This is a genomic window from Geminicoccus roseus DSM 18922 (assembly GCF_000427665.1).
GTDB lineage: Bacteria > Pseudomonadota > Alphaproteobacteria > Geminicoccales > Geminicoccaceae > Geminicoccus > Geminicoccus roseus.
Genome location: NZ_KE386572.1, coordinates 3451587 through 3474272, shown reverse-complemented (window position 1 = coordinate 3474272; position 22686 = coordinate 3451587). Strand labels below are relative to the sequence as shown.

At 66.3% G+C, this 22686-nt stretch carries 16 protein-coding genes; 7 read left to right on the top strand and 9 right to left on the bottom strand.

The window, feature by feature from the left end; all coding sequences use genetic code 11:
* The first annotated feature begins 345 nt into the window (after positions 1-345).
* Positions 346-1182 (top strand): endonuclease/exonuclease/phosphatase family protein, encoded by an 837-nt coding sequence (locus tag GEMRO_RS0117345; protein ID WP_027135023.1) that lies wholly within the window; start codon positions 346-348, stop codon positions 1180-1182.
* Positions 1183-1225: 43 nt separating this feature from the next.
* Positions 1226-2773 (top strand): phospholipase D family protein, encoded by a 1548-nt coding sequence (locus GEMRO_RS0117340; RefSeq protein WP_035485515.1) that lies wholly within the window; start codon positions 1226-1228, stop codon positions 2771-2773.
* 41 nt (positions 2774-2814) lie between these two features.
* On the opposite strand, the gene GEMRO_RS32795 is transcribed toward GEMRO_RS0117340, so the two are convergent.
* Complete coding sequence (locus GEMRO_RS32795) at positions 2815-3315, bottom strand: cyclic nucleotide-binding domain-containing protein (RefSeq protein WP_051329176.1); 501 nt, start codon at positions 3313-3315, stop codon at positions 2815-2817.
* A 156-nt stretch (positions 3316-3471) separates the two neighbouring features.
* Here GEMRO_RS32795 and GEMRO_RS33625 point away from each other — a divergent pair, with 156 nt between their 5' ends.
* Together GEMRO_RS33625 and GEMRO_RS0117320 are read left to right on the top strand one after the other, a co-directional pair.
* On the top strand, positions 3472-6063 hold the full coding sequence (locus GEMRO_RS33625) for a DEAD/DEAH box helicase (protein ID WP_084507819.1): 2592 nt from the start codon (positions 3472-3474) through the stop codon (positions 6061-6063).
* A 367-nt stretch (positions 6064-6430) separates the two neighbouring features.
* A complete protein-coding gene (locus GEMRO_RS0117320) occupies positions 6431-7423 on the top strand; it encodes a hypothetical protein (protein WP_027135021.1) in 993 nt (330 codons plus the stop codon).
* 24 nt (positions 7424-7447) lie between these two features.
* Here GEMRO_RS0117320 and GEMRO_RS0117315 read toward each other — a convergent pair whose 3' ends face one another.
* The 7 genes from GEMRO_RS0117315 to GEMRO_RS0117285 all read right to left on the bottom strand — a co-directional run bounded on the left by GEMRO_RS0117315 (position 7448) and on the right by GEMRO_RS0117285 (position 18714).
* Positions 7448-8584: a glycoside hydrolase family 5 protein gene (locus GEMRO_RS0117315; RefSeq protein ID WP_027135020.1), complete on the bottom strand. Its 1137-nt coding sequence runs from the start codon at positions 8582-8584 to the stop codon at positions 7448-7450.
* Positions 8585-9010: 426 nt separating this feature from the next.
* Positions 9011-10525: a malonate--CoA ligase gene (locus GEMRO_RS0117310; protein ID WP_027135019.1), complete on the bottom strand. Its 1515-nt coding sequence runs from the start codon at positions 10523-10525 to the stop codon at positions 9011-9013.
* A gap of 23 nt (positions 10526-10548) precedes the next feature.
* Positions 10549-12042 carry an amidase gene (locus GEMRO_RS0117305; RefSeq protein WP_027135018.1) on the bottom strand — a complete coding sequence of 498 codons (1494 nt, stop codon included), beginning with the start codon at positions 12040-12042 and terminating at the stop codon, positions 10549-10551.
* A 66-nt stretch (positions 12043-12108) separates the two neighbouring features.
* Positions 12109-12900, bottom strand: coding sequence for an NAD(P)-binding domain-containing protein (locus GEMRO_RS0117300; protein WP_084507082.1), 792 nt, complete (start codon positions 12898-12900; stop codon positions 12109-12111).
* Positions 12901-13063: 163 nt separating this feature from the next.
* The gene (locus GEMRO_RS34310; RefSeq protein ID WP_157505621.1) at positions 13064-13222 is read right to left on the bottom strand and encodes a hypothetical protein; all 159 of its coding nucleotides are present in this window, start codon (positions 13220-13222) and stop codon (positions 13064-13066) included.
* A 63-nt stretch (positions 13223-13285) separates the two neighbouring features.
* Positions 13286-15091, bottom strand: a complete 1806-nt coding sequence (gene recQ / locus GEMRO_RS0117290) for a DNA helicase RecQ (protein ID WP_027135016.1) — start codon at positions 15089-15091, stop codon at positions 13286-13288.
* Positions 15088-18714, bottom strand: a complete 3627-nt coding sequence (locus GEMRO_RS0117285) for a hydantoinase B/oxoprolinase family protein (RefSeq protein WP_035485513.1) — start codon at positions 18712-18714, stop codon at positions 15088-15090. The genes recQ and GEMRO_RS0117285 overlap by 4 nt, the downstream gene beginning before the upstream one ends.
* A 107-nt stretch (positions 18715-18821) precedes the next feature.
* Between GEMRO_RS0117285 and GEMRO_RS0117280 the strand changes: the two genes are divergently transcribed.
* From GEMRO_RS0117280 to GEMRO_RS0117270, 3 genes are all read left to right on the top strand, one after another.
* The gene (locus GEMRO_RS0117280) at positions 18822-19634 is read left to right on the top strand and encodes a TerB family tellurite resistance protein (RefSeq protein ID WP_027135014.1); all 813 of its coding nucleotides are present in this window, start codon (positions 18822-18824) and stop codon (positions 19632-19634) included.
* A gap of 67 nt (positions 19635-19701) precedes the next feature.
* Positions 19702-19986: a hypothetical protein gene (locus tag GEMRO_RS0117275; RefSeq protein ID WP_027135013.1), complete on the top strand. Its 285-nt coding sequence runs from the start codon at positions 19702-19704 to the stop codon at positions 19984-19986.
* Positions 19983-20477, top strand: coding sequence for a hypothetical protein (locus tag GEMRO_RS0117270; RefSeq protein ID WP_027135012.1), 495 nt, complete (start codon positions 19983-19985; stop codon positions 20475-20477). The genes GEMRO_RS0117275 and GEMRO_RS0117270 overlap by 4 nt, the downstream gene beginning before the upstream one ends.
* A gap of 2 nt (positions 20478-20479) precedes the next feature.
* Here GEMRO_RS0117270 and GEMRO_RS35690 read toward each other — a convergent pair whose 3' ends face one another.
* Positions 20480-22681: a glycosyltransferase gene (locus GEMRO_RS35690; RefSeq protein ID WP_051329175.1), complete on the bottom strand. Its 2202-nt coding sequence runs from the start codon at positions 22679-22681 to the stop codon at positions 20480-20482.
* Positions 22682-22686 lie beyond the last annotated feature (5 nt).

The window sequence follows — 22686 nt, the reverse complement described above, 5'->3', positions numbered from 1 at the left end:
GCGGCGCCGCTGGTCGCGGCAGCTTCCGTGCGCGCAGGACCTCAGTCATGGTACGTCGATCTCAAGGCGGGTGCCTCCGGGTTTCCGTGAGCGGGAGATTCACGGATTCTTAAGCAAGCCGCCAGCGCCAACCGGGCGGGCTGTCTCTACCCGGGTATGCGAGGCGCCACATTCACACCCCTGATCCTGCGCAATATCCGTCCTGGCCCCGCACCTCCGGCGGCATCCCATGACAATCCGCGCGGCCGCCCCTATGTAGCGAAGAGGAAGGCAGGGACGCTGCGCGGCCCGGACGCGACCGAACACTTCTCCCGGACGAGGGTGACGAACGCTGTGCTGAAGAGAATGAGAGAGCGCCATGCCGGCCGGCTTCCCTCGCACATCCTGTCGATCCTGCAGCAGGAGCGGATCACCTACCGCGCCGAGCATGCCGCCGGAACCGGCACCCTGATCGCCTCCTACAACGTCCACAAATGCGTGGGCATGGACAACCGCTTCGATCCCGGGCGCACCGCCGCGGTGATCGGCGAGATCCATGCCGACGTGATCGCCCTGCAGGAAGCCGACCAGCGCTTCGGCGAACGCTCCGGCCTGCTGGACCTGGCCCAGCTGGAGCGCAGCTGCGGCCTCCTGCCCGTGCCGGTGCGCGGCAGCGCCAAGGGCCATGGCTGGCACGGCAACGTCCTGCTGGTCCGCCAGGGCACCGTGCGCGACGTCCACCAGATCAGCCTGCCGGGCGTGGAGCCGCGCGGCGCCCTGGTGGTCGACCTGGACCTGGCCGCCGGGCCCCTGCGGATCATCGCCGCCCATCTGGGCCTGCTGCGCCGCTCGCGCGCCCGCCAGGCCGAGGCGATCCTGGCGGCCATGGAGAGCCGCGCCGAGCGGCCGACCCTGCTCATGGGCGACCTGAACGAGTGGCGGCTGGGCCAGCGCTCGTCGCTGTTGCGCCTGGACCCGTCCTTCGGCCCGCTGGCCCCGGCCCTGCCGAGCTTTCCCTCGCGCTTCCCGATCTTCGCCCTGGACCGGATCCTGGCCAACCCCGCCCGGCTGATCTCCAGCATCGAGGTGCACGACACGAGGCTGGCCCGGATGGCCTCGGACCACCTGCCGGTCAAGGCGCGCATCGACCTGGAGGCGAGCGCCCCGCACCTGCCCGCCGACGACGCCGCAATCGCCGCCTGACCCGCACCCGGAGGTGCTAGGCCGACCATCCTGAGCCCGACGCATGCAGCCGCTCCTCGTCCTCCTCATCGTGGTGGCCTGCTTCGTCGCCGCCTCGTTCCTGGCGGTGTGGTCCTATGGCCGGTTCGCCCGCCGGGCCCGCGGCACCCCCACCACTGCCCTGCCGGTCCAGGACGACGCCACCCCGCTCGACCGGCTGCTGGCGCCGCTGCTGGCCGACCATCCGGGCCAGAGCGGCCTCCTGCTGGTTGAGGACAACCTGGACGCCTTCGCGGTGCGCGCCCGCTCCGCCCGCATGGCCGGGCGCAGCCTCGACCTGCAGTATTATTTCTGGGAGCACGGCCTGACCGGACGGCTTCTGTCCCAGGAGCTGCTGGACGCCGCCGATCGGGGCGTGCGCGTGCGCCTGCTGATCGACGACATCAACACCCGCGGCCGCGACAAGACCTATCGCGCCCTGGACCACCACCCCAACATCTCCGTCCGCCTGTTCAACCCGGCGCGCAACCGCTCCGACCAGGTCCGCCGCGGCATCGAGATGATCCTGCGCGCGTTCCGGATCACCAGGCGGATGCACAACAAGGCGTGGATCGTCGACGGGCGGCTGGCCGTGGTCGGCGGCCGCAACATCGGCGACGCCTATTTCGACGCCGACGAGGAGGCCAATTTCCGCGACCTCGACGTCGTCATGGTCGGCGACGCCGTGGCCCAGGCCGAGCATGTGTTCGACGCGTTCTGGAACAGCGACGTCTCCATCCCGCTCACCGCCTTCGCCTACCCGCGCAAGGTCGGCCTGGACTATGCCCGCTCCCGCCTGGCCCGGACCAGCGCCGACCAGCGCTGCCGGCCCTACCAGGAGCGCGCCGCCCTGGCACTGGGCGACCTCATGGACGGCGCCCGGCAGCTGCGCTGGACGGAGCATGCCCGCATCCTCTGGGACCCGCCGGAAAAGGCCGCCGGCTCCGGTCAGCAGAACTGGCTGATGCACGCGATCCGCCCGGAGATCCTGGCCGCGCGCCGCTGCCTGGAGATCATCTCGCCCTACTTCATTCCCGGCGAGGCGTTCATGCGCGAGCTGGCGCGCATGGCCAAGGGCGGCGTCGACATCGGCGTGCTGACCAATTCCCTGGCCGCCACCGACGTCGCCGCGGTGCACGGCGCCTACATGCGCTGCCGCTATCCGCTGGCCGCCGCCGGGGTGCGCCTCTACGAGCTCAAGCCCTACCAGCACCGACCGAACATCTCCCTGTTCGGCTCCAGCCGCGCCAGCCTGCACACCAAGGCGTTCACGGTCGACGAGCATACCGGCTTCATCGGCTCGATGAACTTCGACCCGCGCTCCCGCTCGCTGAACTGCGAGATGGGCGTCCTGTTCACCGAGCCCGAGCTGGTGGCCCAGGTCCGCGCCAACTTCGCCGACGAGACCTCGCCGGAAAAGAGCTACCAGGTCCAGGCCGATTCCGGCGTCCTCGTCTGGCAGGACCGCGCCGCCGCGCTGCCGCAAACCCTGCGCGCCGAGCCCGAGGCCAGCCTGTCCCGCCGCCTGCTGGCCCGCCTGATCAGCATCCTGCCGGTCCAGTCGCAGCTTTGACGCCCAGCCCCGGCCGTCCCGGACGGCCGGTGACCTTCGCCCTAGATCCACCCCCCATACATGTACTTCGCCAGCTCCGGGTCGGTATCCATCCGCAGGCTGTCCGCCAGCCTGTCGAGCGCCCGCCCGATCACCCCCTTGGGCTTGCCCGCCGCGATCTCCCGGCGCACCTCCACCAGCGCGTCGTTGGCGCTGGCCAGCCGCCTGGCCATGATCGTCGCCACGAACAGCGCCGCCACCGGATCGCCACGCAGGAATGCTTCCGCCTCCGCCACCCGGAAGCTGCATTCCTCCACCGCGCGCACGTCGGCGGTATGCGTCTGCCCGAGCAGCGCCGAGATCTCCCCGACCACCGCGCCAGGCTCAGTCAGCTCCCCGATCGGCACCCCGTCCTTCTCGACCCTTGCATGTCCGGAAGCCAGGATGAACAGCTTGCCGGTGCTGGTCCCGGCGGAGAGAATGGTCGTACCAGGAGCGAACGTCTCGATGGGAAGCGCCTCGATCTGCTCCCGCAGGGATGCGATGTCTAGGAGTAGTGCCAAGGTTATTTACCTCCCACATTAATGTCGTTAGCGAAGCCCATATCGGAGAAAAACACCAAGAACAAATGGCAAATGGTTGAACTCCCACTCTTGCGCCACTAAAACTCAACGCAGCCAGAATATAGCAATTCTATAGTAGATAGAGGAACCGGACAGATGGCATTCAAAGCACCACCCATTTCCAGCTCAGTTCCAGATAGTCCAGACAAATTATTTCGCGATCTTCCTCGTCGAACGCACCCGAGCTTGTTTGATCATCAAGGGCAAATGCTGCGTGCATATCATGCTGACGCACAAAACGAACCTGATGTTGCGCTCCAACTTCCAACTGGCAGCGGGAAGACCCTAGTTGGCTTATTGCTCGCGGAGTGGCGTAGAAGAAAGTACAATGAAAAAGTAGTCTATCTTTGCCCGACCCGTCAGTTGGTCAATCAGGTAGTTGAAGAGGCCACAAAGAAATACGGAATTGCTGTAGAGAATATGGCAGGTCCAGTACGAGAACTGTCCCAGGAGGCAAAGGGAGCATATTCAAATGCGGAGCGTATCGCTGTTACTACTTTCAACGGCTTGTTTAACTCTAATCCGTTTTTTAGAAATCCCGATGTCATCATAATTGACGACGCCCATGCATCAGAACAGTATATTGCTAGTCACTGGACTGTCACAATAGATCGATTCAATACTGACGATGCGAACCTGTTCGCAGCAGTAAGTTCAGTCCTAAAATCTGTTCTCGACGATGTATCATATACTCGCCTAACTGGACACTGGGACAACGTTGATGACAAATTCTGGGTCGACAAATTGCCAACCAACCAACTTCTGACGATCCAAGAAGAACTCCGATCAGTTATAAATGCTAATATTAACGGCAATGAACAAAAATATTCGTGGCGGATGATATCTGATCATCTTACTTCATGCCATATTTATGTAGGATCTTCTCAAGTATTACTGCGACCTTTGATCCCTCCGACATGGAGTCACGCTCCATTCGAGAACGCAACGCAGCGTGTATATATGTCGGCAACGCTTGGAGCGGGAGGCGACCTGGAACGATTGACTGGCCGCACTAAAATCAAGCGGCTTCCCATTCCTGACGGCTGGGACAAACAAGGAATTGGGAGGCGTTTCTTTATATTTCCTGAAAGATCATTGAAGGATGATGCCATACTCCGACTCCGACATTCGTTGATGAATGCAGCAGGTCGTAGTCTTGTTCTCTCTCCCAGTAACGCTACTGCAGATGCTGTACGCGCGGATGTTAATAGCTCACTCGGTTTTCCAACTATGGGAGCTAATGATATTGAGGCTACAAAAACCCCCTTTACTTCACTACCAAAGGCTGTCGCTGTAGTTGCAAATCGATATGATGGTATAGATTTTCCCGGAGACGATTGCCGTCTATTATTTGTTGAGGGCCTGCCTCGCGCTACAAATTTGCAAGAACGCTTTCTTATGAATCGCATGGGTGCTCAATTGCTCTTCAACGAGCGTGTTCAGACAAGGGTACTGCAAGCTGTAGGCCGCTGTACCCGGGGTCTAAATGATTACTCTGCTGTTGTCGTAACGGGCGAGGAACTTCCTGACTATCTAACTAATCCGAAGCGTAGATCCTATTTTCATCCCGAGCTACAGGCTGAGCTTGAGTTCGGCATCAATCAGTCAACACAAGTCGATAACTCAGATATTGTTGAGAACTTCCGGATTTTTATAGAACATGGCGTTGATTGGGAACAAGCTAACCAGCAGATTATTGATGCCCGAGCCGTAGCAACACAAATTAGCTTTCCGGCAATGGATCAACTTGATAGTGCAGTAGCGTACGAGGTGAAATATCAACAACGAATGTGGCAAGGCGACCATGTCCAGGCACTTGACCACGCTCGCGAAGTTCTAGGAAAATTGAACGATCCCTTACTCCGCGGTTACCGGGCGCTTTGGCATTACTTAGCCGGTAGCGCGGCGGAAATTGCTGTTAGAGAGGGCCATACAAACCTCGAGCAGCCAGCTAGAGCGCAGTTTAGAAGTGCTAAGGAGGCCGCCAAAGGCATTCCTTGGATGGTTAAGCTATCTCATGGCACGGATGCAGTCGAGTCGAGGGAGGAGATGCAGAATTCAATAACAATGCTCCAAATTGAGCAACTTGAGAGTAACCTTGTGAGACTTGGTACAATTACAAACAGATCTTTTACTGAGCGAGAAAATGCTATCCGAACTGGCATAAATTCATCAAATGACTTTGAGCAGGCTCAAGTTTTATTAGGAAGGCATTTAGGATTTTCTGTGGGGAAGCGCGAATCTGATGCCTCACCTGATCCTTGGTGGATAGTCGAGAATATTTGCATAGTTTTCGAGGATCACGCTGATGCGAAGCCTGTTGGCGCCCAGGTTGATGCTACAAAAGCTCGCCAAGCGGCATCCCATCCTGACTGGATTCGTTCTAATTTACCTGAAGCTAAGTCCGCCAGTATCATCTCTGTGCTGGTCACTCCTGCCAAGACCGCGCTTGTAGGCGCTTTACCTTCCCTTAGTCGGGTCTCGTACTGGGATCTTGATGAATTTCGGGTTTGGGCTGAAGCCGTGCTGCAGACTGTACGAGAGCTACGGAGAAAGTTTGTCGAGCCAGGAGACCTCGATTGGCGAGCTCAGGCGGCAGCTGCGCTAGTTGCTTGCGGAGCAGATGCGCCCTCCCTATTCGCAAATCTGAGTTGCCGGATCGCTTCAACTCATTTGAGTAGTGCATGAATGCCTTGCGGGGTCTTCTCTGCAAACTGGGTTTGTCGCGGGATCTATTCGATCACTACGATCCAATTTTATTTGAGAGGCAGCTTCTGATAATGTAGGCGCCTTTTAGATCCCTTTGCCTCATCGACTCAAGCAGGTGAAGACTCCTGGACTCTAACGGCAGATCCCCGTTGGGTTCGGCTGCATGTGGGAAACTGTGGCTTTTGATAGCGTCAATCTTTTTGACGCCGCTGCTACGGCCCAAGCATCCTCCTGCGTTTGGGTTGGCGTTCGCAGCCAGATCATTGGGGCTCTGCGTTTTTGTTGCGTCGGCGGTTTTGTGTCTATATTCCTATCGAAGGATCATTACCTTACCGCGGACGAAACAATGCCCCGCAACCCCTCCCCCGCCCAGCAGGAAGCCTCCCGCGCCAACGGCCGCCGCAGCCACGGCCCGACCAGCGAGGCCGGCAAGGCCCGCGCCGCGATCAACGCCCGGCTGTACGGCCTGCGCTCGGCCGGCAACTGTTTGATCGAGGACGAGGACCAGGATCATTTCGAGATGCTGCGCGACGCGATCCATGACGAGTTCCGGCCGGCCTCGGTGCTGGAGGCGGCGATCTGCGCACGCATGGTCAACGCCTTGTGGCGGGTGGAGCGGGCCGAGCGGATGGAGCGGGAGTTCTGGTGCGTCCTGCCGCGGGGCAGCGTGGTCGGCGACGACGACCTGATGATGCGCACCCTGCGTCTCGATCAGGACAAGAAGCGCGGCACGCTCGCCACCGCGATCCGCTACCTGACCCAGGCGCAGAACGCCTATGGCCGCGCCCATCGCCAGCTGGTCCAGCTGCGCGCCGGCAAGGCCGACGCCCCGGATGATGCCCTCTACGTGCCGAGCGAGGCGATCCCGCGCCCGCCCGCGGACCCGGACGGCCTCCCGGACAAGCTGGCCCGCCCCTCCGGCACGGATTGCACGAACGAACCCGAGCCGATGCCCGGGGGCGCGGGCGAGCCGGTACCGGATCAAACGGGCGAACCGGACCAGGTGGCGATCCGCACGAACGAACCCGAGCCCGGGCCGGATGGCGGGGACGGGCAGGCGATGATCGCCGGCCCGGTTTTGCACGAACGAACCCGGGCCCTGCTCCCGCCGCCCGGGATGGCCTCGCCGGATCAGGCCGGGCCGGCGGAACTGGAGCGGCTGCGCGTCGGGATCGCCGGGCGCTGGCCAAGCCCGATGCGCGCCCTGGTCGAGGCCCATCTCCTGAACGGCGGAGGGAGTGACTGGCCGGAGGATGGATCCTGGCCGGCAAACGACGCCCCGGGCGGGACCCGGGGCGTCGGCCAGGAAGAAAGGTCGCGGCGATCCGGGCGGGCCTGAGGCCCTGCCCGGTGCAGCGTCGTGCTAGATCTTGGTGTTGCTGATCAGGTTCAGCAGGTAGGTCTGCCGGCTGGGGTTCAGCGTGGTCCAGTCCGGGTTGAGCACGCCCATGGTCGGCTGGCCGTTGGCGTTGAAGGCGAAGTAGGCCCAGTCCAGCTTCTCGGACTTGATGTAGGCGGCCAGCGTGTCGGCCCACTGGTTGTCACGGGTGGTGGCGAGGCCGGAGCCGAATTCGCCCAGCAGGATCGGCGCGATGTTCTGGGTCTCGATGAAGCCCCAGTGCGATTCCCACACCGCCGGCAGGTTGTTCGGGTAGTTCGGGTCCTGGTACCAGGGCTGCTCGTGCAGCGACGGCGGGTAGTCGTGCGGCGAGTACACCACCTTGTTGGGCGTGTTCAGCACGATCGGCATGGTCGCCACCGCCTGCAGGCCGCCACCCCACCAGTACCAGGTGTTGTTCCAGTAGCGCACGCCTTCCACCACGATCAGCCACTTGTTGTTGACCGTGTGGATCGCGTTGCCGGCCGCGGTCGCGGCCCGCGCCCAGTCGTCGGCAGCACCCGTGCCCCAGGCCCCGGACGGCTCGTTGAACAGATCGGCGCCGATCACGGTCGGGTTGTTGGCGTAGCGCGCCGCCAGGAACTTCCAGCCGTTGATCCAGTCCGCCTCGGTGCGGGTGGCGCTGTACCATTTGCCTTGGTTTTCGTCGGGCTCGATGCTGTGCATGTCGAGCAGCACCCGCAGGCCTTCCTGGCCGGCATAGGCGATCACCGCGTCCATGATCTGCAAGGGCGTCTTGTTCTGGAACTCCTGGTTCAGCGTCATGTGCACGCCGCCGACATCGGCGACGGTTCCGGACAGCATGGCCAGGGAGAACGGCAGCCGGATGGTGTTGAAGCCCATCGAGGCGATCTGGCTGATCATCGACTTGTAGTTGCGCGCCCACAGCCCGTGCGGCGTCATGGTCTCCGTTTCGAAACCGAACCAGTTCACACCCAGGATCCGGATGTTGTGGTTCTGCATGTCCCTGATCTTGTTGCCGTAGGTCTTGAGGTAGCCTGGCGGTATCGGATTGGACGTCGCGGCAACCGTCGGGGTGCCGGAACAGCCGACCACGATCGACAGCAGGATTGCGAACAGTAGTCCTTGAACTCGCGACATTCTGGCTCTGCCCGATCGATATACGGCCTTGGAATTCAGGCGGTTTGGGGTTGGTGATAGGAAAAAAAGTATTGCTGCCGTTCTATTCATTTTTGTGATCGGAAATCACGCAATATTGATTCCCTGTGTCTCCGGAAGAGTCATTGGTCACTGTTGTCGCAGTGGCCAATAATCATCTCGTTCCGGAATTTCCCAAACGAATGGAACGAGTTGCCAGATCGGGAGTTATAGCAGACCACCATCGGACAGTGTCCGGCATGGCCGCCGATCATCTTCAAGGCGAGCTTGCAAGGCTGGCGCCGGCCGGTGGGCGGGGCGCAGCCGGGCGCGCCCGGCTCCGAACATCGCGGAGCCGGGAACTGGTCGCCCGTCATGGGGAAGAAGTGCCCGGCTCCGGCCTCGATGCTGCCGCCGGGCGGGCTGCGGTCAGGTCGCGAAGGTCGCGGCGTAGCGCTCGCGCAGGATGTTCTTCTGGACCTTGCTCATGGCGTTGCGCGGCAGCTCGTCCACGAACAGGACCCGCCTGGGCAGCTTGTAGCGGGCCAGCCGCGCGGCCAGGGCCGCCTGGACCTCCGGCTCGTTCAGGCGGTGGTCCGGCCGGACCGCCAGCACCGCCACCACCCCCTCGCCCATGTCGGGATGCGGCACCCCGATTACCGCGCTCTCCACCACGCCGTCCAGCCGGTCGAGTTCCTCCTCGACCTCCTTGGGATAGACGTTGTAGCCGCCGGTGATCACCAGGTCCTTGCCCCGCCCGACGATCTGGACATAGCCCTGTTCATCGAACAGGCCGAGGTCGCCGGTCACGAAGAACCCGTCGTCGCGGAACTCGGCCTGGGTCTTCTCCGGCATCCGCCAGTAGCCCTGGAACACGTTCGGCCCGCGCACCTCGATCATCCCGATCGAGCCGGCCGGCAGTTCCTGGCCGCTTTCCGGGTCGACCACCCGAAGCTCCGTCCCCGGCAGCGGCAGGCCCACCGTCCCGGCCAGCCTCGGGCCGTCATAGGGGTTGGACGTGTTCATATTGGTCTCGGTCATCCCGTAGCGTTCCAGGATGGCGTGGCCGGTACGCTCCTGGAAGGCCCGGTGGGTCTCCGCCAGGAGCGGCGCCGAGCCGGACACGAACAGCCGCATGTGCCGCACGGTCTCCTGGATGAGCCCGGCCTCGTTCAGGAGCCGCACATAGAAGGTCGGCACCCCCATCAGCACGCTGGCCCGCTCCATCATCGCCAGCACCAGCTTCGGCTCGAAGCGCGGCAGGAAGATCATCGAGGCGCCGGCGCTGAGCACGGTGTTGGTGGCGACGAACAGGCCATGGGTGTGGAAGATCGGCAGGGCGTGGATCAGCACGTCCTGGTCGGTGAAGCGCCAGACATCCACCAGGACGCGGGCGTTCGACGCCAGGTTCTCGTGGCTGAGCATGGCGCCCTTGGAGCGGCCGGTGGTGCCGGAGGTGTAGAGGATCGCCGCCAGGTCGTCCGGCCCGCACGCCACGTCCTCGAACGCCGGGTCCTGCTCGGCCGCCCCTGCCATCAGGCTGCCCTGCCCATCGGCGCCGAGCGTCAGCAGCGTCGCCTCGACCCCGTAGGCGATCCCCACCACCCCCGCCACCCGCGACGGGTCGACCACCACCAGCCGCGGCTCGGAGTCCTTGATGAAGTAGTCCAGCTCCACATCGGTGTAGGCGGGGTTGAGCGGCAGGAACACAGCACCCGCCCGCACGCAGGCCAGGTAGAGCAGCAGCCCCTCGATCGACTTCTCCACCTGCGCGGCCACCCGGTCGCCCGGCTGGATCCCTTCGGCCACCAGCAGGTTGGCGATCCGGCCGCTCACCTCCAGCATGCCGCCCCAGGTGAGCGCCGGTCCGTCGGCGGTCTGCAGCAGCACCCGTTCGGTGCCCGCCATGGCGGCCCGGAACTGGCCGAACAGATGGTTGGTCAACGCGCTGTCCTCCGCCCGGCGCTTCAGGCCGGGATCGTTCGCCCTGCCGGGATACGGTAGCTGTCCTTCCAGGGCTGCAGCCGCTCGAACGCGGCGCTCGCGGCCAGGACGTCCGCGTCGGCATGGCGCCGGCCCATGATCTGCATGCCCACCGGCAAGCCCTCCGCCGTCAGCCCCGCCGGCACCGAGGCGGCCGGATGGCCGGTGAAGTTGCAGAAATAGGTCATGCACCAGCCGATCAGCCGCTCGACCTTCTCGCCGTTGATCTCCGCCGGCCCCTTGGTGTCGCCGTCCTCGGCATTGGGCACGGCGGTGCAGGCGAGCGTCGGGCTGACCAGGAAGTCGTAGGTCTCCATCACCCCGTGCATTGCGTCGAAGATCTCGGTGCGCATCGCCTGGTCGCGGGCGATGTCCAGCCCGGTGAGATCGTAGCCCTTGCGGATCCAGTCCAGCAGCTGCGGCGGGAAGTCGCCCGCATGGTCGCGCATCAGGTCCAGGCCGTTCGCCTTGAACATCTCCATGGCGCCGACGTTGAGCGGCGCGATCAGCCGGCACCACAGTTCCGCCAGCTCGTAATGGCCGCGCCGGATGCCGAGCTTGACCGGCTCGACGATCGCCCCCGCCTCCTCGAACACCCGCACTGCCCTGGCCACCACGTCCGCCACCGCCGGGTCGACCGGGAAGACGTCGAGGTCGGCGCTCCAGGCGATCCGCATCCCCTTGATCGAGCGCGCGGGCGCCCCGGTGAAGTCGAGCTTCTCCGGCAGGCTGAACGGGTCGCGGTCGTCCGGCCCGTTCAGGACGGTCAGCAAGAGCGCGGCATCCTCGACGCTGCGGGTGAGCGGCCCCTCGAAGATGAACGGGTCGGTGCCGGCGAACGCGTTCGGGCGGGTCACCACCGGCACGCGGCCCCAGGACTGCTTCAACCCGTAGATGCCGCACCAGGCGGCTGGGATCCGGATCGAGCCGCCGCCATCGGTTCCTTCCGCGAACGGCACCAGGCCATCGGCCACCGCCCCGGCACTGCCGCCCGACGAGCCGCCGGTGTTGCGGCTGGGATCGAAGGGATTGCGGGAAGGGCCGAACAGGTAGTTGTCGCAGGTCCCCCGGAAGCCCAGCGTCGGGCTGTTGCCCTTGCCCAGCAGGATGGCGCCGGCCTTCTGCACCCGGTCAGCGAACATGCAGGTCATGTCCGGGCGGAACTTCTCCAGCGCCCGGATGCCGCCCACGGTCGCCGGCCAGCCCGGCTTGAAGTCGAACAGGTCCTTGAGCACGCCCGGGACCCCGAACAGCGGCCCGATCTCGCCGCCGGACATCAGGGTCTGCTCGGCCGCCTTCGCCTCCTTCCGGGCTCCTTCCGGATCCACGAAGGTCAGGGCGTTGATCGAGGGGTTGCGCCGCTCGATCCGTTCCAGGAACGCGTCGACCACCTCGACGGGCGACAGTTCGCGTTGACGGATCCGGCGGGCGATCTCCGTCACGCCCTGGTACGCAAGTTCGTCCGACAGCCTGCTCATGGCGCCCCCCTCGATGGCCTTTTCCCGACGAGTGTCACCTCGGGAGCCGTCCAGGCAACCGGAAAATCAGAGGATCTCTTCGGGATCCTGATAGGGACCCACCCGCGGCAAGGTCAGCGGTAGGACATGCTGCTCCAGCTGCTCGGCCCGCTCCAGCATGATCGCCTGCGCCAGAAGCGGCGTCGCGGCCTCCAGCCGGACCGCATCGTCCAGCACCCAGGGCGCCCGTCCGTCCGGCGGCGCGCGCTCCGGCACCAGGGCGTTTAGGATGGCCGCGACATCCTGCTCGAGCGGCAGCGCTTCCAGCATCTGGCGGAGTTCGCCCCGAACCTGGGTCACCGCGGCAGCCACGGCATCGCCCAGCGCCCGGCCAAAATGGGCCGTCCCGGCATGGCCGCTGCGGATCAGCCGCTCGGGCGGGGTCAGGCTGCCCAGGATCGGCATCGCGATGTCGACGCCTTCCGGATCACCCGCCACCAGCAGGTGCTCTTCCTTGCGGCGCCCGACGCTCGCCACGTCGACATGGTAGATGGAGCGGTGACGCATCCGCCGGAAGCGGCGCAGCGTGTCGACCCAGTAGCTGCCGGTGAAGTCCAGCACGACGTCCCCCGGCTCCAGCCAGGGATAGATCGCCTCGATCACCTCGTCGACGAGCGGACCGGGTGCCAGATCGAGGACGATGCAGCGCGGGAACTCCAGCGCTTCGAAGAAGGCCCGCTCGCCCGTGACGGCACGCGTCCCGGCCGGTGCCGCGGGCTCGCCCGGAAGGTCGGACCGGGAAACGACATCGAGTTCCGCCTTGACCAGTCCGGCACCAACGCCGTGGGCATTGCCCACCAGTCCAACTGCCAGCCTCACCGGTATTCCCCTTCGTCGCGTTCCGTCGAGCTAGGCAAGACGAAAGCGAGACGAAAGGCGCAGCGCCGCCGCTGCGACAATAGGAACGATCAAGTCATGGGGATGATCGGCCCGGCCCGGTGCCTGCAGCCACCGGGGGGCCGACCTAAATCATGCCCAGGTTTCAGCCGCGGCTCTGCTGGACCGGCAGCTTGGTCTTCGCATCCTGCCCGGCATGCGGATCGGACTGCGCCACCTGTTCCTTGTAGGGGCAGGCCGCCATGGCGGGCAGCGCGGCCGCAGAGATGGCGAGCGTGGCGAGCATCAGAACGACGAGACGCATGATCGTACTCCTCCTTCACCGATACCCATCAAAATGGCATCGATGGGCAGGATTGACCAGCGGTCAGGCGCTTTCCTCAAGAGCGGCGAGGACACCGTCGCCATATCGCTCCAGCTTGGTCGCACCGACCCCCGGAATCTCCGCGAGCTGGCGAAGGCTGCGCGGCCGGGTGCGTGCGATCGCCGCTAGGGTCGCGTCATGGAAGATCACGTAGGGCGGCACGCCCTGCGCCCGCGCCTCGCTCATCCGCCAGCGGCGCAGCGCCGCGAACGTCTCCTGCTCGCCACCCGACAAGGGATGGTCGTCCCGTGGCCGGTCGCTCCGCGCCTTGGCGCGGGTCGGGTCGACCCGCAGGGCGATGCGCCGCTCGCCCTTGAGAACCGGCCGCACCGTCTCGGACAGCTGCAGGCCGCCATGACCATCGACGTCGACCACGACCAGCTGCAGCGCCGCCAGCTGACGCAGGATCGACCGCCAGCGGGCAGCGGTGAGCGCCCGGCCGACCCCGAACACCGACAGTTCGTCGTGATGGAGTTGGGCGACGCGCTCGGTCCGGTTGCCGACCAGCACGTCGATCACGTGGCCGGCGCCGAACCTCTGCCCGGTGCGAAAGATCGTGGAAAGCGCCATCTGGGCATGCTCGGTCCCGTCGTAGTCCTCCACGGGAACCATGCAGACGTCGCAGTTCCCGCAAGGCTGCGCCAGTTCCTCGCCGAAATAGGACAGCAGCACCTGGCGGCGGCATCGCGCCGTCTCCGCATAGCCCAGCAGGCTGGCCAGCTTGTGCCGGTCGCTGCGCTTCTTGTCGTCGTCGCCCTCGCCGTTGCGGATCTGCGCGAAGGTCCGGGCCACGTCGTCCATGCCATAGGCCATCCAGGCATGGGCGGGATCGCCGTCGCGTCCGGCCCGGCCGATCTCCTGGTAATAGGCCTCGAAGCTCTTGGGCAGGTCGACATGGGCCACGAAGCGGACATCGGGCTTGTCGATGCCCATGCCGAACGCGATGGTGGCCACCATGACGAGGCCGTCCTCGGCAAGGAAGCGGTCCTGCCGACGCGAGCGCTCGTCCGCGTCCAGACCGGCATGATAGGCGGTCGCGGCCACGCCCTGGGCGGACAGCCAGGCCGCCAGGTCATCGACCTTGGCGCGGGACTGGCAGTAGACGATTCCGCTCTGCCCCTGGTGCCGGGTGCGGATCATCTCGAGCAGCTGACGCTTGGGGTTGTCCTTGATCGTCACGCTCAGATGGATGTTCGGCCGGTCGAAGCTGGCGCGGAACACCCGTCCCTGCCCCAGATCCAGCCGCTGCACGATCTCCCGCTCGGTCCGCCGGTCGGCGGTGGCGGTCAGCGCGATCCGGGGCACCTCCGGAAACCGCTGGTGCAGCACCGAAAGCGCCAGATAGTCCGGCCGGAAGTCATGCCCCCACTGGCTGACGCAGTGCGCCTCGTCGATGGCGAACAGGACCGGCCGCCAGCGCTCCAGCCGGTCGAGAAAGCCGTCCGCCTGGAAGCGCTCCGGCGCCACATAGAGCAGGCGCAGATCGCCCTGGTCGAGCCGCCGCTCCAGGAGCCGCCGCTCGGCCAGGGGCACGCCCGAATGCAGCGCCGCCGCCTCGACGCCAAGCTGGCGCAGCGCCTCGACCTGATCGCGCATCAGCGCTACCAGCGGCGACACCACCAGGGTCAGCCCGTCCAGGCACAGGGCCGGCACCTGGTAGCAGAGCGACTTGCCGCCACCGGTCGGCATCAGGACCAGCGCATCGCCGCCCTCGACGACGTGGCGGACGATCGCTTCCTGCGCGCCGCGGAAGCGATCGTAGCCGAAGACTTCGTGCAGGACCCGGAGCGGGTCGGCCTTGGAGATCACGAAGCCTTTCCGAACCCGCCTCCGGCAGGCGTCTGGATCACGAAGATGTCGCCCGCCTCGATCTCGCGCTTGTCGGCCGCCTTGAGCTTCTCGACCCGGCTGTCCGGATGCTCGATCCACTGGTCGCCCACGGAACCGGGTTCGCCGCCATCCGCGCCGAACGGCGGGATGCGCCGGTGGTTGGAGAGGATGGCGGCCGTCATCGGCTCCAGGAAGCGGGTGCGCCGGATGGTGCCGTCGCCACCCTTCCACCTGCCCTTGCCGCCCGAGCCCCGGTTGATCCGATGGCTTTCCAGGAGGACCGGGTAGCGGTGCTCCAGCACTTCGGGATCAGTCAGCCGCGAGTTGGTCATATGGGTGTGGACCGCGGCGGTGCCGTCGAAGCCCGGACCCGCACCCGAGCCGCCGCAGATGGTCTCGTAGTACTGGTACTTGGCGTTCCCATAGGTGAAGTTGTTCATCGTCCCCTGGGCTGCCGCCATCACCCCCAGCGCGCCGTAAAGGGTGTCGGTGACCCACTGGCTGGTCTCGACATTGCCGGCGCAGACAGCGGCGGGATAGCGGGCGTTGACGATCGTGCCTTCTGGGATCGTGATCCGGATCGGCTTCAGGCATCCCTCGTTCATCGGGATGTTCTCTTCGACCAGCGTCCGGAACACGTAGAGGACCGCCGCACGGGTCACCGCTGCCGGCGCATTGAAATTGTTCGGCTGCTGCGGGCTGGTCCCGGTGAAGTCGACATGGGCGGTACGGGCCTGCTTGTCGATGGTGATCCGCACCATGACCGCCGTGCCGTTGTCGTGCTCGTAGCGGAACTCGCCATCGGTCAGCACGTCCAGCACGCGGCGCACGCTCTCCTCGGCATTGTCCTGCACGTGGCCCATATAGGCGCGCACCACCTCCAGGCCGAACTGCTCCACCATCGCCTGCAGCTCGTTGGCGCCGCGCTGGCAGGACGCCACCTGCGCCAGCAGGTCGGCGACCGACTGGGTCATGTTGCGCACCGGATATGGCCCGCTGGCGAACACCGAGCGCACCGTTTCGTCCAGGAACCGCCCTTTCGCCACGATCTGGACATTGTCGAACAGGACCCCCTCCTGGTCGATATGGGTGCTGTCCGGTGGCATCGAGCCCGGGGTGATCCCGCCCACATCGGCGTGATGGGCGCGCGCCGCGGTGAAGAACAGGAGCTCGCCGGCGGAATCGAAGATCGGCATCACCACCGTCACGTCCGGCAGGTGCGTGCCGCCGTTATAGGGGTTGTTCAGGGCGTAGACGTCGCCCGGCCCCATCTCGTCCCGGCGCAGACGGAGGATGGTCTGCACCGATTCGCCCATCGAGCCTAGATGCACCGGCATGTGCGGTGCATTGGCAATCAGCCCGCCCCTGGCATCGAACAGGGCGCAGGAGAAGTCGAGCCGCTCCTTCACGTTCACCGAATAGGCAGTGTTCTGCAGGGTGAAGCCCATCTGCTCGGCGATGGTCATGAAAAGGTTGTTGAAGATCTCCAGCATGATCGGGTCGGAATCGGTGCCGACCGCGGCCTGGCGCGCCAGCTTCACCACCCGGTGCAGCACCAGGTGTTCCCGGGCGGTGATAACCAGCTCCCAGCCCGGCTCGACCACCACGGTCGTGGTGGGCGTGACCACCAGGGCCGGCCCGGCGACCTTGTCCCCTACCCGCATGGCCCCCCGGTCGTAGAGCGCCGCATCGAAGCCCTGGGCGGGCGCGTGGGGCGCTTCGGTCGTGAACAGGCGGACGGTACGGACCGGCTCCAGCGGCTCGTCCGGACGCCGCGCGACCAGTTCCTGCTCCGGCTCGTCGATCTGCTCCATGTGGCCGATGCCTTCGACCACCACCTGCTCGACCACCAGCCCGCGGCCCTCGACCACGAAGCCGTAGCGGGCTCGGTGCTCCTGCTCGAAGGCCGCGACCATGGCGGCACGGCCAGCCAGCGCCACGTCCAGCGCGGCATCGGTCCCGGCATAGCGCAGGTGCACCCGGCTCTCGACCGTGGCGGTCGCGGTATCGACGTCCTGGGCCGCCAGCTCCGCCAGCGCCTCGGCCGCCAGCTCGTCCCGCGCCCCCTCCAGCAGGGTCACCACGGCGTCATCCAGCTCCTGCTCGATCGAGCGCTGCTTGATGACCCGAACATCGGCCAGCCCGATCCCATAGGCCGAGAGCACCGAGGCGAACGGGTGGATCAGCACCGAGGACACGCCCAGGAGGTCCGCCACCCGGCAGGCATGCTGCGCGCCGGCGCCGCCGAAGCAGTTCAGCGTGTAGCCGCCGATATCGTAGCCGCGCTGGATCGAGATCTTCTTGATCGCGTTGGCCATGTTGTCGTCGGCGATCGCCAGCGCGCCATGGGCCAGTTCCTCCGCGGTGCGCTCGACCCCGGTCGCCTCGCGCACCTCGTCGACCAGGGCCGCGAACTTCTGGCGGACCGTGTCGCTGTCCAGGGACTGGTCGCCGTTCGGCCCGAACACGTTCGGGAAGAACTCGGGATGGATCTTGCCGACCATCAGGTTGGCATCGGTCACCGTCAGCGGACCACCACGCCGGTAGCAGGCCGGGCCGGGATTCGCGCCGGCGCTTTCCGGGCCGACCCGGAACTTCGCGCCGTCGAACACCACGATCGAGCCGCCGCCTGCCGCCACGGTGTGGATGTGCATCATCGGCGCGCGGATCCGCACCCCCGCCACCTCGGTGTCGAACACCCGTTCGTACTGACCGGCATAGTGGGTGACGTCGGTCGACGTGCCGCCCATGTCGAAGCCCAGGAGCTTGCCGAACCCGGCCAGCCTGCCGGTCACCACCGCGCCGACGATGCCGCCGGCCGGGCCCGAGAGGATGGCGTCCTTGCCCTGGAAGCGATGGGCGTCGACCAGCCCACCGTTGGACTGCATGAACATCAGTCGGGTATCGCCGGTCTGCGACGCCACCCGCTGCACGTAGTCGCCCAGGATCGGGGAGAGGTAGGCGTCGACCACCGTCGTGTCGCCACGACCGACGATCTTCATCAGCGGGCTGACCTCGTGGCTCACCGAGATCTGGGTGAAGCCGATCTCGGCGGCGATCCGCGCCAGCGCCTGCTCATGGTCGGGGAAGCGGTAGGCGTGCATCAGCACGATCGCGATCGCGCGCAGGCCGGCATCATAGGCAGCCTGCAGCCCCGCCCGCGCATGGCCTTCGTCGAGTTCCTGCTCGACCGTGCCGTCTGTACGCAGCCGCTCCTCGATCTCCACGACGCGGCAGTAGAGCTGCTCCGGCAGCACGATGTGCCGCGCGAAGATGTCGGGCCGGGCCTGGTAGCCGATCCGGAGCACGTCGCCCAGACCCCGGGTCACCGCCAGGACGACCGGAACGCCCTTGCGCTCGAGCAGCGCGTTGGTGGCCACCGTGGTGCCCATCTTGATCGCGTCGATCTGCTCGGACGGCAGCGGCTGGTCGCCCGCCACCTCCAAGAGGTCCCGGATCCCCTGGAGGGCCGCGTCCTTGTAGCGCTCGGGATTCTCGCTCAGCACCTTGTGGATATGCAGGCGCCCCGCCGGGTCGCGCCCGACCACGTCCGTGAACGTGCCGCCCCGATCGATCCAGAACTGCCAGCGACGCTCACCCAATGCCTGTCTCCGGTCCCATGCGGTGCTGATACCCCGGGCTGGATAGACGAACGGGGACACGTTGCCTATCTGGACACCGAACTTGGGCGACGATCACACGGGATGCGATGGCTATCTGGGGCAAGGTGATCGGCGTCGTCATTGGCTTCCTGGTCGGGCAATGGATCGGGGCGCTCCTGGGCGGCATCGCCGGCCACGCGCTCGACCAGTGGCTGGCCGAGATCAAGGAGCGCCGGCGGCAGCGGGCCATGGCCGGCGACGCCGAGTTCATCGATCTCGACCTGATCCTGGAGACCAGGCGGGTCGCCTTCGCCACCGCCATCGTCACCCTGGCCGCCAAGCTCGCCAAGGTGGACGGGCAGGTAAACCGGAACGAGATCATCGCGTTCCGGCGGATCTTCGACATCTCCGATGCCGATGTGGGCGACGTGGCCGCCGTCTACAACGAGGCCAAGCAGAGCCCGGACGGGTTCGAGCCGTTCGCGCGCCAGGTGGCCGCCGTGTTCGGCACCGAGCGGGCGGTGCTGGAGGAACTCCTGTGCGGGCTGTTCGAGGTGGCGGTCGCCGACGGCGCCATCGATGAGAACGAGCTCAGGTTCCTGCGTGAGGTTGCCTCGATCTTCGGCTTCGGCCCGTTCCAGTTCGAGGCGATCCGGGCACGCTACATGTTCTCCTGGGACGCCCATCGCCGGGCTCCCCCACCGGGCGCCACCATCGACCACTACACGGTGCTGGGGCTGGAACGGGCGGCGACCGACGAGGAGGTGAAGCGCACCTGGCGGGCGCTGGTGCGCGAGCACCATCCCGACCGCCTGGTCGCGCAGGGCCTGCCGCAGGAGTTCGTCGAGAAGGCCAACCAGCGTCTAGCCGCCATCAACGCAGCGTACGATCGGATTGCCAGCGAGCGCGGGATGCGTTGAGTGGGCGGTGGTCGAGGTGCTACTGGAATTGGGTGCGATGGCCATTCTCGCAGGATCACGGACAGAGATGTCGGCGGAATTTCCTCCTCTCGCCTCGCCCGTCCAGCCGGCAGCTTCCGGCATGCTGGCGGTTCTTCCCAATGGCGAGGCCGTCCGGGCGCTCCTGGTCCGCTCGGTGACCATCGAGGAGATCTGCGGGCTGATCGGTCAGGAGGAGACGCGCTTTCGGGTGGTGGTCGACCTGGACGACGGAACACGGCGGGTGGTGGCCTCGGACCTGTGCGCCTCCGACGCCACCGACCTGGCCCGCCGCACCGGGCGCCAGATCAACGACATCCTGCGGACGTCATGAAGGTCGACCGCTGGCTCGGCCTGCTCAGGCCAGGCCGGACCGAGGACGTTCCCGCCGCGGCACCGGCCGCGCCCGCACCGGCCAAGCTTCCGCCGGCCCCGGACAGCGCGGTGCCGCCGAAGCTTCCTGCGGGCAAGCAGGCCGGAACAAGCACGGTGCTGGTGACCGTGCTGGGCCTGGAGGGCGAGGCGCTGGGCAACGTGATCGCAACAGTGACGGCGGAATGCCGGCAGACCAGGACCCGGCCGCTGTTCATCACCGACAGCCAGGACTTCGCCCAGTTCCGCCAGGCCAAGGCGCTGTTCGAGCAGGTGATCGACCCGGCGGTGTGCGCGAAACGGGATGACCGCCGCGACTGGCATGGCTATGCCCTGACGCAGTACCGGCTGATCGGCCAGAAATGGAAGCCGGTGACGACCATCGCCTTCGGCCGGGCGGCAGACCCGGCCTTCCTCGAGGCGATCCAGGCGGGCAGCCGCGAGAAGTTCTGAACTCAGGCCAGAAGCGGGGCCGCGTGCGGCGCCAGATGGGCGTGGTTACGCGGACGGGGCACCACGTCCCGGGCCACCAGCTGCTCGCCGATCAGCCGCGCGATGGCGCTCCCTCCATCGGTGGCCGGCAGCTTCGCCGCATTGGCCGCCATGCGCGGGCCCACCCCCGGGTCCTGCAGCGCATCCAGCGCCCAGGAGAGCCGATCCAGCTGATGGGCCCGCACCATCACGCCCAGGCCGGAACGCTCCGCCCAGGCCGCCCTGGCCTCCTGCTCGTCCATGGAAGGGTTCTCGTTCGGCACGAAGATCGTCGGGACGCCGATCGCGAGCAGCTCATGGAAGGAGTTGTAGCCCGCGGCACTGATCGCAAAATCGAACGCCCGGAACAGCCGCGCGAGCGGATAGCCGGACAGCCTGCGGGCACCCTCCAGCGCGGTCGTGTTCCTGTTCTCGCTGATCAGCCACTCCGCCTCGACCATCACGACATGCGGCCGCCCGCCCAGCCGGGAGGCGATGGTCCGCCGGATCGGCCCGTAATCGAAATTGTTCTGCGACCCGAGCATGACCGCCACGGCCAGCACGTCCGGCGGGAGGTCGAGTTCCGCCCGGGCCGCCGCCCGGTCCAGGATCTCGTCCTGGTCCAGCAGCGTCACCGGCGGCACCCGGATCGCCCCGCCGCCCCGGGTGCGGGTGAGGCCGCGGTCGGCCTCCGCCGCGAACTCCCCGGGCTCGATGATCATGTCGAAGATGGAGCTGCGCTCCAGGGCGACCTTGCCCGCATCCGGCCGCCACAGGCCGCGCCGAAGCCAGACGAATCGCCGCTCCGGGCACAGGCCGCGCAGATCGGCCAGGGCCGCGTAAGGCATGTTGCCGTCGAACAGGATCACCCTTGGATCATAGAAGCCGACCATGGCCCGCAGGCGGGCCAGGAGCCCCCGGTTCCAGTCGTCGGCGTCGCCGCCGTAATAGCTGTGGTAGGGGACGTACTCGCCATGGAAGCCGTAGTCGCCGATCACGCCCACCGCCTGCGACATGGTGAGGAAGATCGGCTCGACCTTCGCGGGCAGCCGGCGGGCCACGGCGAGAAGCCGGGTCAGATGACCCATGCCGACCCCATTGGGCGACACCATCAGGACGGTCCGGGTGCTCCGCGGCACGGCAGGCGATCCCGGCACCGCATCCGGCGGCGAAACAGGTCGGACCGGCGCCGTCCGCCGTGCTGCCAGCCGGTCGGCGAGCCCGGCCGGATCGGCCCCTGCGCGCAGGAAGTCGATCGCGCGCCGGGTTCGAACCGCCGGCTCCGCCGGCAGTTCCCGGAACTCCCCTGGATGGAAGAATGCCGCGTCCTCGGGCCACCCCCCCACCTCACGCGGCAACGACAGGGGCAGGCCGGCGGCGGCCGCCTCGACCAGTTCCGCCGAGACCGGCTGCGGCCGCCCCGGCCAGGTCGACAGATGCCAGACGTCCAGCCGGGCCAGGAAGGCGGCAAGCGGCTCGTGGTCCTGGGGCAGCAGGCGCAGCCAGAGCGTGGGCGCGATGATCCGGCGGCGAAGAACGCTCAAGGGTGCCCCGAGCAGGTCGACCTGCAGGCCGGCACGGGCCGGATAGGCCCGGGTGAAGCCCAGCGGGTTCATGGGCCACGCAGCGTTGCCCACCCCGCCATGGCGCCCGATCAAGGTCGGGCCGGACCCGCTGCCACGCCAGGACGGCTCGCCCACGACGACCGGCGGCAACCATGACTCGCCCGGCAGCCCGAGCAGGGCGGCGGTTCCCGGATCGGCGGCGACCTCCTCGACCGTGGCGCCGCCGGCCAGTTCCCCGAAATGCCGGCGGATCCGGGCAAGGCAGGCCTGGTCCACCTCGCCATCCCGCCAAGGCACCTGCTCGAAGCGGAGGATGGCGTGGCCGGCTCGGAGCCTGGGCGGCCGATCCAGCGGGCCGCACAAAGGCCCCACATGCCATGCCAGCAACAGCCTCGTCCCGACCTCGCGATCGCTGTCGACCAGGATCAGCTGGCCGGCCTCGATCCTGGTCAGCAGGGGACGGGCGAACAGCCGGGAGGCCAGCGGCAACGGCGAGCGTACGGGCAGCAACCCGATGCTCCAGCCCCGCCCCGCCAGCCGGTCCACCAGCATCGCCAGCGCCCGCGCCTCGGCCCCGGGCATGCGTGGATCGGCAACCAGCACAAGATCGAGGTCAGCCACGTGGT